The sequence below is a fragment of the Kitasatospora sp. NPDC059812 genome, assembly GCF_042732075.1.
Taxonomy (GTDB): Bacteria; Actinomycetota; Actinomycetes; order Streptomycetales; family Streptomycetaceae; genus Kitasatospora.
Genome location: NZ_JBHWIO010000033.1, coordinates 34,554 through 50,516, shown reverse-complemented (window position 1 = coordinate 50,516; position 15,963 = coordinate 34,554). Strand labels below are relative to the sequence as shown.

Sequence of the window (15,963 nt, the reverse complement as noted above, 5' to 3'; positions counted from 1 at the left end):
CCAGCCGCTGCAACCCCCGGGCGGGCTGGCCGGGGGCTACCGGGTCGCGGACCTGGAAGCCGGCCCGGCGCGGGGGGGGGCGGGGCCCCCGGGCCCCCCCCCGCCCCCCCGCGGCCTGCGAGGCGAAGGTCTCGGCGAGCTGCTTCTCGGTGTCGGTGAACGACAGGGCGCCGCGCGGGCGCCAGACACAGAGCCCGCCGAGCACCCGCCCGGCGGCGACCATCGGGACGGCCATGGACGGGCCGAAGGCGCGGGCGAGCCGGATCTCCACGGTCGGGTCGCTGGACATGTCGTCCAGGTAGACGCTCTCCCCGGCGAGCAGTCGGGCCGCGAAGCTCTTCCTGGGCAGCAGCTCGCCCCGGACGAACTCGGCGGCCTCGCCGGAGGCGTGGGCGACCCGCATCTGCCCGTCGCCGTCCTCCGTCGGTTCGGTCGGGAGCAGGATCATGCCGAGCGCGGCGTCCGCCAGCTCTCGGACCTGCTCGGCCGCGACGGTGAGCGCGGTCTCGGCCTGGTCGGTGGAGAGCAGCGCCGTGGTGACGGCGGAGGCGCCGGCGATCCAGCGTTCCCGGCGCCGCCCCTCCTCGTACAGCCGGGAGTTCTCGATGGCGACGCCGGCCGCCGCGGCGAGCGCGTGCACCACCTGTTCGTCCTCGGGGGTGAAGGCGCCGCCGCCCTTCTTCTCGGTGAGGTAGAGGTTGCCGAAGACCTCGTCGCGGACCCGGATCGGCTCGCCGAGGAAGGTCTTCATCTCCGGGTGGTGCGGCGGGAATCCGGAGGAGCGCGGGTCGGCGCCGAGGTCGGCGAGCCGCAGCGGCTCGGGGCGGTCGATCAACGCGCCGAGGATGCCGCGTCCGGCGGGCAGTTCGCCGATCTCGGCGGCGGTCTCGTCGTCGACGCCGACGTGGATGAAGTCGGCCAGACCGGTGCCGCCGGGGGCGATCACACCGAGGGCCGCGTACCGGGCGTCGACGAGTTCGGCGGCGCCGGTGGCGATCCGGTGCAGGGTGGCGTGCAGGTCGAGCCCGGCGCCGATCGAGACCACCGCCTCCAGCAGCCGCTGCATCCGGTCGGTGACCGCGGCGGCCGACTGCAGCCGCTCCGCGACCTCGGTGACCAGGGTGTCCAGCCCGAGCGAAGCGATCTCCGGCACCCGATGGGGTGTCGGCTCGGGCGCGGCGGCGGAGGGCTCTGGCGTGGGGTCCATGCAGAAAGCCTAGTTTGTACGCTTTTCATCCGAAGGACGGCGCTGCTCGGGAAACACGCCCTGACCGGGCCTGGCAGGTGGCCCCGACCGGGCCTAACGGGTGGCCCCGACCGGCTCCACCAGCCCGTCCGCCTCCCGCTCCAGCAGCCCGTCCGCCTCCCGCTCCCGCCGCCACATGGCGTGCAGCCGCCCGTCCCGGTCCGCGATCAGCTCCGACCAGCGGCCGCGCTCGGCGACCCGGCCGCCGTCCAGCACCAGCACCTCGTCGACGGTGGTGTCGTCCAGGCCGGCCAGCCGGTGCGTGATCAGCACGGTGGCGCGGCCCTCGGTGGCGGCCAGCAGGTCGGTGGTGAGCGCGTCGGCGGTGGGCAGGTCGAGGTGTTCGGCGGGCTCGTCCAGGACGAGCACCGGGAAGTCGGCGAGCAGGGCCCGGGCCAGTGCGAGGCGCTGCCGCTGGCCGCCGGAGAGCCGGGCGCCGTGCTCGCCGACCATGGTGTCCAGGCCGTCGGGCAGGGTCAGCGTCCAGTCCAGCAGCCGGGCGGCGGCGAGCGCGGCGCGCAGGTCGTCCTCGGTGGCGCCCGGCCGGGCCAGCCGCAGGTTCTCCCGCAGCGAGCTGTCGAAGACGTGGGCGTCCTGGGCACACAGTCCGATCACCCGGCGGACGTCCTCGCCCGCGAGCGCGCGGCTGTCCACTGCCTGTGGGCGGCCGTCGGCGAAGGTGACGGTGCCCGCGCTCGGCTCCAGGAACCGCAGCAGCGCCTGGGCCAGCGTGGTCTTGCCGGAGCCGGACGGGCCGACCACGGCGATCCGGCGGCCGGCCGCGAGGTCGAGGTCGACGCCGGTGAGCGCGTCCACGGCCTGCCCGGGGTGCCGGACGGTCAGTCCGCGCACGGCGACCGGCAGCGGCTGTTCGGGCAGCGCGGCGGGCGCGGCCGGCTCCGGGACGGCGGCCTCGGCCTCCAGCACCTCGTCCAGCCGGGCCCGCGCGGCCCGGCTGCGCTGGCGCGCCTGGACGGCCAGCGGCATCCCGGTGACGGCCTCGAACGCGGCCAACGGGGTGAGCACGACCACGGCCAGGCAGACCGGCGCCAGCGCGCCGCCGTGCACCCCCTGGACGCCGACGGCCGCCGCGGCGGTCACGGTCAGCCCGGTGAGCAGCGCGATCAGCCCGGTGCCGAGCGCGGTGGTGGCCGCCGAGCGGGCGGCCAGCCGGGTGAGCGCGGCGTCGGCGCCGTGGACGGCGGCGAGCCGGCCGGGCAGCGCGCCGGCCACGGTGAGTTCGGCGGTGCCGGTGAAGGCGTCGACGACGGTGGTGGCGAGCCGCCCGCGCTCCGGGGCCTGCCGCCGTTCGGCGCCGGCCGACCAGCGGGCGGCCAGGGCGGGCACCACCGCGCCCGCGAGCAGCAGCCCGATCCCGAGCACGACCCCGGCGGCGGGCAGGAAGGCGCCCATCGCCGCCGCCGCGGCCAGCGAGACCACGCCCGCCACGGCGGCCGGCAGCCGCCAGCGCAGGTGGTGGTCCTGGATCGCGTCGACGTCGGCGACCAGCCGGGAGAGCAGGTCGCCGCGCCGGAAGGCGGGCAGTCCGGCCGGGGCGAGCGCGGTGAGCCGCCGGTAGACGGCGGCCCGCAGGGTGCCGAGGGTGCGCAGCACGGCGTCGTGCGAGACCAGCCGTTCGGCGTAGCGGAAGACGCTGCGGCCGATGCCGAAGGCCCGTACCGAGGTGACGGCCATCATCAGGTAGAGCACCGGCGGCATCTCGGAGGCCCGGGAGATCAGGTAGCCGGAGGTGGCCATCAGCGCGACGGCGCAGCCGAGGGCGAGCGCGCCGAGCAGGACGGACAGCGCCAGCCTCGGGGTGGCGGCGTCGGCTTCGGGCTCGTCCTGCGCCGTGGCGGGGGCGGGCGTCGGCCGCCCGCTGTGCGCGGGCCGCCCGACCGCAGCGGAGACCGCAGCGGAGGCCACAGCCGCAGCCGGGCCGGCGGCCGGGGCGGGCGCCCCCGCCAGCCGGACCCGCCGGTCGGCGACGGCCAGCAGCGCCGGCCGGTGGGCGACGATCAGCACGGTGCGCGCCGGGTCCTCGGCGAGCGTCCGGACGGCGTCCACGACGGCGGCCTCGGAGGCGCCGTCCAGGTTGGCGGTCGGCTCGTCGAGGAGGACCAGCGGCCGGTCGTCGGCGAGCAGGACGCGGGCGAGCGCGAGCCGCTGGCGCTGCCCGGCGGAGAGCCCGGCGCCGTCCTCGCCGAGCGGGGCGTCCAGCCTGGTCACGAAGTCGAGCGCGTGCGCGGCCCGCAGCGCCGTCCACAGCTGCTCGTCGGTGGCCTCCGGGCGGTAGAGCCGCAGGTTGTCGGCGACCGTCCCGGCGAACAGGTGCGGGTGCTGCGGCACCCAGGCGATCTGCCGCCGCCAGCTCGCCGGTTCCAGTGCGGCCAGGTCGTGGGTCCGCCCGTCGGCGGCGGTGATCCGGACGGTGCCGGCGTCCGGGGCGACGAGGCCGAGCAGGACGGCGAGCAGGGTGGACTTGCCGGCCCCGCTCGGGCCGGTGAGGGCGGTGGTGGTGCCCGGGCGCAGGGTCAGCGCGGCGCCGTCCAGGGCGGGCTCGGTCCGGCCGGGGTGGCGTACGACCAGGTCGGAGACGGCGACGACGGCCCCGGTGAGGGCGGGTGCGGGCACCGTGCCGGCGGCGGGCAGCGGGGTCTCCAGCACCTCGAAGATCTCGTCGGCGGCGGTCAGGCCCTCCACGCTGGAGTGGTAGAGCGCGCCGACCTGGCGGATCGGGAAGTACACCTCGGGGGCGAGGATCAGGATCAGCAGCCCGGTCTCCAGGTCGAGCGTGCCGTCCACCAGCCGGAAGCCGACGGTGACCGCGACCAGTGCGACCGACAGGGTGGAGAGCAGTTCCAGCGCGAAGGAGGAGATGAAGGCGATCCGCAGGGTGCGCAGGGTGGCGCGGCGGTAGTCGGCGGTGATCCGGGCGATGGTGGCAGCCTGGGCGCGGGCCCGGTTGAACACCTTGAGGGTGGGCAGTCCGGCCACCACGTCGAGGAAGTGGTGCGAGAGCCGGGCCAGGGTGCCCCACTGCCGGTCCATCCGACTCTGGGTGGCCATCCCGATCAGCACCATGAACAGCGGGATCAGCGGGAGCGTCCCGGCGATGATCGCGGCCGAGGTGAAGTCGGCGCCGACGATCCGCAGCAGCACGATCACCGGGACGACGACGGCGAGCGCCAACTGCGGCAGGTAGCGGGCGAAGTAGTCGTCCAGCGCGTCGACGCCGCGGGTGGCGAGGGTGGTGAGTTCGCCGGTGCGCCGGCCCGCCAGGTAGGCCGGGCCGAGCGCGGTGGCGTGGTCGAGCAGCCGGCGCCGCAGGGTGGACTTCACCCGGGCGACGGACCGGTGCGCGGTGAGTTCGGTGAGCCAGCCGACCAGCCCGCGCCCGACGGCCGTCAGGGCGAGCAGCAGCAGCGGCGTGGTCAGTTCGCCGAGGGTCGCCTGGCGCTGGAAGGCGCGGACGACGATCTCGGCGATCAGACTCGCCTGGGCGACCACCAGGGCCGCGCCCGCCCCGCCGAGGAGCACGGATCCGGCGAGGAAGGCACGGGTGGTGCGGGCGTACCCGAGGAGTCGGGGGTCGACCGGCTTCACGGCGTCAGGCCTGGTCGAGCGCGGCGGCCGGGTTGTGCCCGGGGATGTGCTGGACGCCGATGCGCTTGCGGAACACCCAGTACGTCCAGCCCTGGTAGAGCAGCACGAGCGGGGTGAACACCGCGGCCACGATGGTCATCAGCTTCAGCGTGTACGGCGAGGAGGCCGCGTTGCTGACGGTCAGGCTCCAGCCGTCGTTGAGGGTGGAGGGCATGACGTTCGGGAAGAGCGCCAGGAAGAGCATCGCGACGGCGGCCACGATGGTCGCCCCGGAGAGGATGAACGCCCATCCCTCGCGGCCGAGTTGGTTGGCCGCCAGGGCGCCGACCAGGGCCAGCACGGCGATGATCAGGGCGGCCAGGCTGCGGCCGTTGCCGTTGTCGGCCTGCGTCCAGAGCAGGAAGGCCAGCGCCAGCACCGCCGCCACCACGCCCACCCGCAGGGCGGTGGCCCGCGCCCGGTCGCGGATGTCGCCGACCGTCTTGAGCGCCGCGAACACCGCGCCGTGGAAGGTGAACAGGCTGAGCGTCACCAGGCCGCCGAGGATGGCGTACGGGTTGAGCAGGTCCCAGAAGGTGCCGACGTAGTTCTTCTGCGCGTCGATGTCGACGCCGCGCACGATGTTGGCGAAGGCCACGCCCCACAGGAAGGCCGGGAGCAGCGAGGTCCAGAAGATGGCCTCCTCCCAGTTGCGCTGCCAGCGCGCGTCGTCGCGCTTGGCCCGGTACTCGAAGGCCACGCCGCGCACGATGAGGCAGACCAGGATGATCAGCAGCGGGATGTAGAAGCCGCTGAACAGGGTCGCGTACCAGTCCGGGAAGGCCGCGAAGGTGGCGCCGCCGGCGGTCAGCAGCCAGACCTCGTTGCCGTCCCAGACCGGGCCGATGGTGTTGATCAGGACCCGCCGTTCGGCGGTGTTGCGGGCGAGCGGCTTGGTGAGGATGCCGATCCCGAAGTCGAAGCCCTCCAGGAAGAAGTAGCCGATCCACAGGACCGCGATCAGTACGAACCAGACGTCGTGGAGTTGCATGTCAGATCCCCTGTGGTCCTCAGTAGGCGAAGGCGAGAGGCTTGTCGGCGTCGTCGTCCGAGGACGGTCCGCGCAGGGTCGGGTCCTTGGCGGGAGGCTGCTCGGTCACCACCGGGCCGGCCTTGGCGTACTTCACCAGCAGCCGGACCTCGACGACGGCGAGGATCGCGTACAGCAGGGTGAAGGTGGTGAGGGCGCCGATCTGGGTGCCGACGCTCACGTTGGGGGAGACCGCGCTCGCCGTGGTCATCAGGCCGAAGACGGCCCAGGGCTGGCGGCCCATCTCGGTGAAGATCCAGCCGAAGCTGTTGGCGATCAGCGGGAATCCCATGGTCAGGATGCCGATCCGCCAGCTCCACTTGGTGAGGAACGGACCCATCTCCCGCCCGGGGGTGAGCATCAGCCGGGGCACCTCGGTCTCGCCGGTGCGGAACTCGGGGCGCAGGAACTTCTTACGCCGGGTGGTCCAGAGCCCGATCAGGCCGGCCACGAAGGAGGTCATCCCGAAACCGATCATGAGGCGGAAGCCCCAGTAGGTGACGAAGATGCTCGGGATGTAGTCCTTGGGGTCGCCGCCGTACTTGGCGGCCTCGGCGGCGGCGGTGTCGTTGATGCCGGGGACGGAGGAGTTGAAGTCGCTGTGGGCGAGGAAGGAGAGTATCCCGGGGATCTCCAGCTCGACCGAGTTGTGGCCCTTGCTGACGTCGCCGACCGCGAAGATCGAGAACGGCGCGGGCGACTGGGTGTCCCACAGGGCCTCGGCGGCGGCCATCTTCATCGGCTGCTGCTCGAACATGACCTTGGCGAGCGAGTCGCCGCTGAGCGCGGTGCCGGCGCCGAAGACCACGGCGAGGACCAGGCCGAGTCGCAGCGAAGTGCGCATCACGGCGGTCTTCTTGGGGTCGGCGTTCTCCGGCTTGCGCTTGGCCTTCCAGAGGTGGAAGGAGGCGATGCCGACCATGAAGGCCGCGCCGGTGAGGAAGGCGGCGGTCAGGGTGTGCGCCACCACGGTGAGGGTGGTGTTCTGGAACAGCACCTTGGCGATGTCGGTGAGCTGGGCCTTGCCGGTGGCCGGGTCGATCGAGTAGCCGACCGGGTGCTGCATCCAGGAGTTGGCCGCCAGGATGAAGTAGGCGGAGAGCACGGTGCCCAGGGCGACCATCCACATGCAGGCGCAGTGGATCTTCTTCGGCAGCTTGTCCCAGCCGAAGATCCACAGGCCGATGAAGGTGGACTCGAAGAAGAAGGCGATCAACGCCTCCATCGCGAGCGGGGCGCCGAAGACGTCGCCGACGAAACGGGAGTAGTCGGACCAGTTCATGCCGAACTGGAATTCCTGGACGATGCCGGTGACCACGCCCATCGCGATGTTGATCAGGAAGAGCTTCCCCCAGAACTTCGTGGCGTGGAAGTACTTCTCCTTGTTCGTCCTCACCCAGGCGGTCTCCAGCCCGGCCACGATGGCGGCGAGGCTGATGGTGAGCGGGACGAAGAGGAAGTGGTAAACGGTGGTGATGCCGAATTGCCATCGCGCGATGGTCTCGTGAGCGATTGCCAGCTCCACGTCGCCCTCTCTCCAACCGACCGGCCCTGTTGAAGGGCATGTTTCGGACAAACTTCATCTATAGCTGTAGACCGCTGCCCAACTACGCAAGCTTGTCCGCTTGTGAACGTGAACACGTTCACAAGGAGCAGTATCCATCATCCTTACGAAGGAATCGCAGGCGGGGTGGGGTTGACACCTTCGGAACGGTGCGTAGCCATACGTAGCGGGGCGTGGCCGCGGGTGACCGTGTGTGGCCGTGCGGCGGCGGTGCAGTGGTGAACGCAGTGGCGGTGGGGACAGTCTGCGGAGCCGCCCACGGCCCTGACAACGAACGGCCGGGCAGCCGGCGGAGCGGTCTTGGCCGATCCGGCGCTTGACACGGCGGCGCGGGCGCCTGGCGGGACCAGCGACCCCTGGTCCCGTCCTCGTTCTTCCGCTACACCCTCCCGCTACGCCCGGCCGAGGAGCTGGGTGCCCGGGGTGGAGTCGGCACGGGCGGTGAAGAACTCGGTGAAGCCGTGCAGGAACTCCTCCACGGTGATCCGGCCGTCCCCGTCCACGTCCAACTGGCGGAACCCGTGCGACAGTTCGGCCGGATGGACGCGCGGTCCGCCGAACACCGCCCGGTACTCGTCCGCCTCCAGGAAGCCGCTGCCGTCGGTGTCCGCGGCGGCGAACACGGCCCGCAGCGCGGGCAGCAGCCCCTGCTCCAGATAGGCCGGATCCCGGTCGCAGCCCGCGACGGTGGCCGCCACGAACTCCTCCCGGCTCACCTTGCCGTCGCCGTTCGCGTCCATCGCCGCGCGCAGCTGCTCCCACCAGCCGTCGAAGGCCTGGTACACCCGCGCCTCGGCGGCCTCGTCCAACTCCAGCTGCCAGCACACGTTGTGCGCCATCGCCCGCAGGTCGTGGACGGTGAGGAAGCCGTCGCCGGTCTGGTCCAGCACCTCGCGGAAGAACCGGTCCACCCGGGAGCCGCGCGCGTCCCGGCGCCGGCCCTGACGCGGCGGACGCCACCGGGCCGGAGCACCGCCCTGCTCCGGAGAGCGGTAGCGCAGCCGGTCCGGCAGCCGCGGGACGACCGCGCCGGCGCCCCGGTGCAGCAGCCAGGACAACAGCGCGGCCCGCCGCGTCCGCACCAGCCCGAACCGCTCCCGCACCGCCGGCGGCAGATCCGCCACCGTCAGCGCCGTGATCGCCCGCGCCACCACCACCCGCAGCACCCGCCACCCGGCGTCCCCGAGGAACCACAGCCGGCGCGGCCGCGGCGCCCCGCGCAGCATGTCCTCCAGCAGGTAACGGGTCGCCTCGGTGAACTCCAGCCGCTCACGCGCCGCCCGGGCGAAGTACGCGGGCAACTCGGCGGCGCTGGCTGGGAGTTCGCCCTCAGGCAGCCCGAAGGCCGCCACCGATCCGGTGAACTCCTGGTACGCCGCCTCCAGTTGGCCGGCGTCGTACGGGTCCCCGCCCAGCCGCCGCATCGCGACCACGCACTCGAACAGCGTCAGCAGCACCCACGCCCGGGTCGCCGCGTCCTCGGCGTCGTACGCCCGCCCGTCCGGCGCCGTCCCGCGGATCCGCTTGTGCGCCCGGTCCAGCCGCGCGACCTCCCGCCGCAACGCCTCCCCGTCCTGGTAGAACAGCCGCCGCCCGCTCCCCAGCGTGTGCTCCACCCGCCGCCACGGATGCGCCTGGTACGTCGAGTGCTCCGCCATCCCGGCCCCCACCACCGGATCCGCCGCCTGCAACACCAGCAGCCGCCACGCGACCAGCGCGACCCGCCACTCGGACAGATCCCGCCGGAACGACACCCCAGGACCAGCCACGGGATCAGCCACGGCGCTCACCGGTGATCTCCGGCCCGATCACGAACCCCTTCGCGGGGCCCTCGGGGATCACGGCCTCCTCGCCGTACGGGATCCGGGTCGAGGCGGCGTAGGCACGGCGCTCGGGGTCGGGACGGGAAAGTACGGTCACGGTACCGCCGTGATCGTAGTCATCGATGATCACGTACACCGGAATGCCTGCGGAAGCGTAGGCGCGCGGCTTGAACTCCTGGTCACGGCGTTCGTAGCAGTCGGGCCACACGACCTCGGCGACAAGGGGAATCCCGGACGCCAACAGCCCCACACCCTCAGGGTGTTCGGCCGCCTTCGTGTCGTCCGGTGCCACGGCGAGGTCAGGTTTCATCACCTTCAAACCGGCGGTCACATACCGGCCTTGCGTCGCCGTGTACCCCGTCCCGCGCAGGTGCTTCGTCAGCGCCTTCCTGAGGCCACCTCCCACCGCTGCATGACGGAGGTCACCGATGACCGAGATGGTGATGCTGTCTTCGTCGATCTCCGCGCGCGTGTGCTTCGGGAGGGCCATGGTCTTCCAGGCCTTCCACAACCTCTGATCAGGGTCCATAGCGATCTCCCGGTGCGTGAGTGAGCACCTGGACCGTCGCACACGACCGGGGGGCCGGTCGGGTGAACTCCCGCCGTTCACCCGATCGGGGCGTTTCGGGGCCCGGAAACGCGAAACCGCAGGGCGGGCCGGGAGGGGGCCTGCCCTGCGGTTCGGGGTGCTGTGGGGTCCGCGCCCTCCTCCCGAGCGGGCGCGAACCGGGTGGATCAGGAGGAGGAGCGGGCCGGCTTGCGGCGGGAGACGTAAAGCGCCGCGGCACCCAGGCTCAGGGCCAAACCGGAACCCAGCGCCAGGTACGGGGTGGCCGGGGTGGACCCGGTCTCGGCGAGCTCGGTGGTCGAACCGGTGGTCGCCTTGGCCGTGGCGGCAGTCGTCGACTTGGTCTGGCTGCTCGCCGTGGTCGCCTTGGCCGTCGGCTTGGCGGAGCTGGTCGACGCGGTGGTGTCCGAGATCGGGGTGACGGCGGCCGGCTGCTCCGCCGTGGCCGGGGCGGGCTGCTCGACCGGTTTGTCGGCCGGCTTGTCGCTCGGCTTGTCCGCGGGCTTGTCAGCGGGCTTGTCGACCGGCTTCTCGGCGGCGGCCTTGGCGTCGGCGAGGGCCTTGTCCGCGGTGGCCTGGGCGGCGGCTGCGGCCTTGGTGGCCTCCTGCAGCCCGTGGAGCTTGCGCATTGCCGCGACCTTGGCGTCGTCCAGCGCCGTGCCGGCGGCGGTCACGGCGGCCTTGGCCTTGGTGTCCGCGTCGGTGGCGGCGTTGGCGGCGTCGAACGCCGCCAGCATCCGCACCCTGGCCGCTTCCAGTTCCTCCGGCTTCGCGGAGCGGTACGCGGCCGAGGCCTCCACGGCTTCGTTGTAGGTCTTCTCGTGGGCCGCGGCGGCCGTCTTGGCGGCGGCCTGGGCCTCCTGGAGCTTGCCGAGGTAGGGCTGCGGGTTGTTCATGAAGGCCGTGGTCTCGGCCTGCCCGGCGGCCTCGGCGGCGACGGCGGCCTGGTGGGCCTTGGCCGCGCCGGCGGCGGCCTTCTCCAGCTCCGCGATCGAGCCGGTGTCGTTCCGGGTCTGCGCCGTCGAAGCCGACTCCGCGAAGGCGGGTGCCGCGGAGAGCATGGCTGCGGGCGAGATCACGGCAGCGACGAGGGCGGCCGAGACCAGCGTACGGCGGAGTTTCACAATGACCCCTTTCGGGTCGGAAAGAAAGCAAAAGCCGTGTGCCGGGCCGTTCTTGACGTCCCGACAGCGCTGATCATAGGCACACGGATTCTTTACGCTCCATGCCGCATTCCGGCAATGAAAAACGCCCGTCATTGCCTGGTCAGCAAGGGAATTGACGTGTCGACAATGCCGTCAGGAAGTCCGGTCACCGTTGGTGGGCAGTTCGACCCGGAACGTGGCGCCGGCGCCGGGGGCGGTGTCCAGGGTGAGGGTGCCGCCGTGCGCGTGGGTGAGCGCGGTGGCGATGGCGAGGCCGAGTCCGGCGCCGCCTCCGCCGTGCCGGCTGCGGGAGGCGTCGACCCGGTAGAAGCGGTCGAAGACCCGCTGGGCCTGGCCGTCGGTGAGCCCCGGCCCGGCGTCGGCGACCTCCAGCAGGCAGACGCCGCCCGCGCCGCCGACCCCGATCCGCACCGGGGTGCCGGGCGGGGTGTGCTTGACCGCGTTGCCGACCAGGTTGGTGACCACCTGCCGCAGCCGGGCCTCGTCGCCGAGGACGGGGGCCGCGCCGGGGGCTCCGGTGCCGGACGGGCCGGTGAGGGAGACGGGCCGGGTCGGGTCGAGGGCGGTGAGGTCGTGCAGCGCGTCCGCGGCGAGGGTGCGCAGGTCCATCGGGGCGAGGTCGAGCGGGCGTTCCTCGTCGAGCCGGGCGAGCACCAGCAGGTCCTCGACCAGGGCGCCCATCCGGACGGCCTCGCTCTCGATCCGGGTCATGGTCCGTTTGACGTCCCCGTCGGTGGGCAGTGCGCCCATCCGGTAGAGCTCGGTGAAGCCGCGGATCCCGGCGAGCGGGGTGCGCAGTTCGTGCGAGGCGTCGGCGACGAACCGCCGCATCCGGGCCTCGGATTCGGCGCGGGCGGCGAAGGCGGCCTCGATCTGGGTGAGCATGCCGTTGAGCGCGATGGAGAGCCGCCCGACCTCGGTGCCGGGGGAGAGTTCCGGCATCCGGTGGGAGAGTTCGCCGTCGGCGATCCGGGCGGCGCCGGCCTCGATCCGGCGCAGTGGCCGCAGCCCGGCCCGGACGGCGAAGAACCCGAGCGCGGCGATCAGCACCAGGACGGCGCCGCCGATCGCGAGGAAGGAGCTGCGCAGCTTGCCGACGGTGGCGTCGATGTCCGAGCGGGAGACGGCCACCATGACGTAGGTCGCGGTGACGGCGGGCGAGGCGTAGTCGCTGGGGCTGGCGGCAGCCGGGGCCCGGGGGGCCTGGATCGGCAGCACGAGCACCCGCCAGTTGTAGTGGCCGCGCTGGTCGGGCAGGTCGAAGGGGACGTCGGGCTCGGTGCGGGTCGGGTCGAGGCCGGCCAGTTGGGGCGCCGGGTCGCTGTCGGAGACGGGCTGGCGCATGACGGCCTGCACCTTGCCGTCCGAGGAGAGGTACTGGACCAGGTACTGGCTGGGCAGGGTACTGCGCTTGCCGGTGACGGCGGGGCGCCCGGCCTCCGGGGTGCCGACCCGGACCGGGCCCTTGTGGGACAGCGGCAGCCCGTACCGCTGGAGCTGCTCGTCGAGTTGATCGACCAGCTGCACCCGGACGGTGCCGAGGACGACGGCGTCGCTGACCACCAGCCCGGTGGTGACCAGCACCAGCGCGAGCACCAGCAGCCGGGCGCGCAGGGACAGCCGGGACAGCCTTGACAGCTTTGACAGCCCCGACAGCTTTGGCAGCCGGGAGAACGGCCGCCGGGGCAGGGGCAGCCGGGAGAGCGGCCGCCGGAACACCGACAGCCGGGCGGAGAGCCGGGCGGACACGAAGCGGACCGGTCAGCCCTGCGGGGGGCGGCGCAGCGCGTAGCCGATGCCGCGCACGGTGTGGATCAGCTTGGGGCCGTGGGCCGGGCCGGAGTCGAGCTTGCGGCGCAGGTAGGAGATGTACGACTCGACGATGGAGAGGTCGCCGCCGAAGTCGTAGGCCCAGACGTGGTCGAGGATCTGCGCCTTGGAGACCACCCGGCCGACGTTGGCCATCAGGTAGTGCAGCAGCTTGAACTCGGTCGGGGAGAGCGCGACGGGGGTGCCGGCCCGGGTGACCTCGTGGGCGACCGGGTCGAGGCTGAGGTCGGCGACGATGAGCCGGCCGTCCTCGGCGGGCCCGCCGGAGCGGCGCAGGATGGCGCGGATCCGGGCGATCAGCTCCTCCAGGCTGAACGGCTTGGTGACGTAGTCGTCGGCGCCCGCGGCGAGGCCCTGGACCTTGTCGCCGACGCCGTCCTTGGCGGTGAGGAAGAGCACCGGGAGGTGGTCGCCGGGGTGGCCGTGCACGGGCCCGGCGATCTGGCCGCGGTTGGTGCGCTCGCGCAGCTTCTCGACGACGGTGAAGCCGTCGAGGTCCGGGAGCATCACGTCGAGGACGACGAGGTCGGGGCGTTCGACGGCTATCAGGTCGAGGGCCTCGGTGCCGCTGGCGGCGGAGGCGACCCGGAAACCGGAGAAGCGCAGCGAGGCGGCGAGCAGTTCGCGGATGTTGGGTTCGTCGTCGACGACGAGGAGGAAGGCCTCGCCAGGGCCGCCGGCCACCGCGGACCCGCCTGGTGTGGTGACTGTGCCTTGCACGGGGCTTTCGCCTCCTGGTCGGACGATGGCGTTCAGCATGAGGCTAGCCCCCGGAGGCTATGCGGCATCGATGAATGTTGGATTAACACCTTATCGGTCGGTTTTTTAAGCACAAGGCCCCCAGCACAGGCTGGGTGGTATGCGCACGGACGGTAACGCCCCGCAAGCGCCGACGGCCGAGAACCCGACGGCCGAGAGCCCGACGCCTGCGGCCGGGGAGACAACTCCCCGGCCGCGGAAGGGGCTCCGGTCAGGCGTGCTGACCGGGCCGGTACCCGCCGGCGGGCATCCGGGTGATCACGTTGCCGCGGTTGAAGGCGTTGATGATCGCGATGAGGGCCACCAGGGCCGCGAGCTGCTCCTCGTCGTAGTACTTCGCGGCGTTCGCCCAGGCCTCGTCCGTGACCCCGCCCGCCGCGTCGGCCAGGCGGGTGCCCTGCTCCGCCAGCTCCAGGGCGGCACGCTCGGCGTCCGTGAACACCGTCGCCTCCCGCCAGGCCGCGACCAGGTTGAGGCGGGTCGCCTCCTCCCCGCCGTGCACGGCGTCCTTGAAGTGCATGTCGACGCAGTAGCCGCAGCCGTTGATCTGGCTGGCGCGCAGCTTCACCATCTCCTGCGTCGCGAACGGCAGAGCCGAGTCCACGATCGCCTTGTTGGCCGCGATGAGGTGCTTGAGGACCTTGGACATGGTCTGGCTGGCGAAGGGGTTCAGTCGGGCTTCCATCGTGTGCTCCCTTGTCGTCGTCCGCTGGTGCCCTCTGAGACAGGGCACCCCGGCGAGTCGTGACAGGCATGGATGTGACCTGCATCACCATCTTCGCCGCGCCGTTGGGTAGCCTGCGGATACCCTGCTCGGCCAACCGGGGGAGGAGCTCCATGGCGGAATCGGCAGTTGCGACGGATGCGGCCGGCTACCGACCGCTGCTGTTCTCCATCGCCTACGGGATGACGGGCTCCGTCGGCGACGCCGAGGACATCGTCCAGGACGCCCTCCTCAGCCTGACCCGGGCCGACCGGGCCGGGACCACGATCACCAACCTCAAGGCGTACCTGACCACGTCGGCGACCAGGCTGGGCATCAACCACCTGACGTCGGCGAGGGTCCGCCGGGAGACGTACATGGGCGAGTGGCTGCCCGAACCCGTCGTGGTGACCGCCGACCGCCCGGGGCCCGCCGAACACGCCGAGCTGGCCGACGCGTTGTCGATGGCGTTCCTCGTCCTGCTGGAAGCCCTCTCCCCGACCGAGCGGGCGGTGTTCATGCTCCGCGAGGCCTTCGGGTACGGCTACCCGGAAATCGCCGACGCCGTCGGCAAGTCCGAGGCCAACTGCCGCCAGATCATCGCCCGCGCCCGCAAGCGCCTCACCCCCTCGGCCCAGACCGTCGACACCCGGGCGCGCAAGGCCGAGGCCGACGAACTCGCCCGCAGATTCTTCGAAGCCACCGACGGCGGCGACCTGGACGCCCTGCTCCAACTCCTCTCCCCCGACATCGCCTTCCACGGCGACGGCGGCGGCAAGGCCCGCGCCCTCGGCAAGGCCCTCACCGGCCTACGCCGCGTCGCCCAACTCCTCATAGGCGGCCTCCGCCGCAACCGCAAACTCGGCGTCACACTGAAGCCGGCCACCGTCAACGGCAACCCGGGCGCCGTCCTCCACGACACCGAGGGCCGCATCGCCGGCGTGCTGGAACTGGACATCGCCGACGGCGCCATCCAGGCCGTCCACTCGGTCTCCAACCCCGACAAGCTCACCCACCTCGGCCCGGTCTCCGACATCGCCCTGGTGAAGACGAAGTGACCCTCCTCAGAGCTTCCACTGGATCGAAGATCCGTCCGGCCCCGTGTAGCCCACGGACTGCCCCTCAGGCCCCGCCTCCACGGTGAACCACTCCCGACGGGGCCGGTTGCGGTCGAGCCAGGTTCGGTGCGCGGCCTCGATGTCCTGCCACAGGTCCCGGGGGCCGCTGACGCCGACGGTCGACGAGCCCTCGGGGTGGTCCTGCACCTGGGCCACGCCACCAACTCCGGCATTTGTCAGATGAATCCGAGGCATGACTCGTACGCTGGGCCGCCGCCTGACCCGTGGCGGGCGAGCACCAACATATATAGGGCAGTGAGGCGCGCTAGAAGACGATTTCCTGTTCCCTCAAGAACTCGTCCCTGATGCTTTCGATCAGGCTGCGCATCTCGTCACCGAACAAGGCCGCGCCCACGAACCCGTCGAACTTTCGGACATAGACCTCAACGTCGCGAGGGTCAGTGACGACCAACTCGGCACGAGGGGGAGGCGGCTTCGGGGCGGGGGGGGGGGGCAGCCCGCCATCCAAGCGCCGGGGGGACGCGGACAGAAGAGGGGCGGCGACCACGCC

The 15,963-nt window shown here is 72.4% G+C and carries 12 protein-coding genes and 1 pseudogene; 1 reads left to right on the top strand and 12 read right to left on the bottom strand.

The window, feature by feature from the left end:
* The 10 genes from ACFV6D_RS18655 to ACFV6D_RS18610 form a co-directional block, all read right to left on the bottom strand.
* A partial coding sequence (locus tag ACFV6D_RS18655) for a GAF domain-containing protein (protein ID WP_380560518.1) occupies nt 1-1,207 on the bottom strand: 1,207 nt, incomplete at its 3' end.
* Nucleotides 1,208-1,300: 93 nt separating this feature from the next.
* Nucleotides 1,301-4,852 (bottom strand): thiol reductant ABC exporter subunit CydD, encoded by a 3,552-nt coding sequence (gene cydD / locus ACFV6D_RS18650; protein WP_380560517.1) that lies wholly within the window; start codon nt 4,850-4,852, stop codon nt 1,301-1,303.
* 4 nt (nt 4,853-4,856) lie between these two features.
* Nucleotides 4,857-5,882, bottom strand: coding sequence for a cytochrome d ubiquinol oxidase subunit II (cydB, locus tag ACFV6D_RS18645; protein ID WP_063348398.1), 1,026 nt, complete (start codon nt 5,880-5,882; stop codon nt 4,857-4,859).
* A gap of 19 nt (nt 5,883-5,901) precedes the next feature.
* Nucleotides 5,902-7,446, bottom strand: coding sequence for a cytochrome ubiquinol oxidase subunit I (locus ACFV6D_RS18640; protein ID WP_063348399.1), 1,545 nt, complete (start codon nt 7,444-7,446; stop codon nt 5,902-5,904).
* A 431-nt stretch (nt 7,447-7,877) separates the two neighbouring features.
* On the bottom strand, nt 7,878-9,266 hold the full coding sequence (locus tag ACFV6D_RS18635) for an oxygenase MpaB family protein (protein WP_380560516.1): 1,389 nt from the start codon (nt 9,264-9,266) through the stop codon (nt 7,878-7,880).
* Nucleotides 9,259-9,837, bottom strand: a complete 579-nt coding sequence (locus ACFV6D_RS18630) for a Uma2 family endonuclease (protein ID WP_380560515.1) — start codon at nt 9,835-9,837, stop codon at nt 9,259-9,261. Before ACFV6D_RS18630 ends, ACFV6D_RS18635 begins: the two co-directional genes overlap by 8 nt.
* Nucleotides 9,838-10,043: 206 nt before the next feature.
* Entirely contained in the window at nt 10,044-11,000 is a 957-nt protein-coding gene (locus tag ACFV6D_RS18625) for an LAETG motif-containing sortase-dependent surface protein (protein WP_380560514.1), read from the bottom strand.
* Nucleotides 11,001-11,174: 174 nt separating this feature from the next.
* Nucleotides 11,175-12,791 (bottom strand): sensor histidine kinase, encoded by a 1,617-nt coding sequence (locus tag ACFV6D_RS18620; protein WP_380560513.1) that lies wholly within the window; start codon nt 12,789-12,791, stop codon nt 11,175-11,177.
* A 12-nt stretch (nt 12,792-12,803) separates the two neighbouring features.
* Nucleotides 12,804-13,592: a response regulator transcription factor gene (locus ACFV6D_RS18615; protein ID WP_244293403.1), complete on the bottom strand. Its 789-nt coding sequence runs from the start codon at nt 13,590-13,592 to the stop codon at nt 12,804-12,806.
* A gap of 250 nt (nt 13,593-13,842) precedes the next feature.
* A complete protein-coding gene (locus ACFV6D_RS18610) occupies nt 13,843-14,316 on the bottom strand; it encodes a carboxymuconolactone decarboxylase family protein (RefSeq protein WP_063348403.1) in 474 nt (157 codons plus the stop codon).
* 152 nt (nt 14,317-14,468) lie between these two features.
* Between ACFV6D_RS18610 and ACFV6D_RS18605 the strand changes: the two genes are divergently transcribed.
* Entirely contained in the window at nt 14,469-15,392 is a 924-nt protein-coding gene (locus tag ACFV6D_RS18605) for an RNA polymerase sigma-70 factor (protein ID WP_380560512.1), read from the top strand.
* 6 nt (nt 15,393-15,398) lie between these two features.
* Here ACFV6D_RS18605 and ACFV6D_RS18600 read toward each other — a convergent pair whose 3' ends face one another.
* A complete protein-coding gene (locus ACFV6D_RS18600; protein WP_380560511.1) occupies nt 15,399-15,608 on the bottom strand; it encodes a hypothetical protein in 210 nt (69 codons plus the stop codon).
* 109 nt (nt 15,609-15,717) lie between these two features.
* Nucleotides 15,718-15,963: pseudogene (locus ACFV6D_RS18595) on the bottom strand (hypothetical protein); the annotation flags it as partial.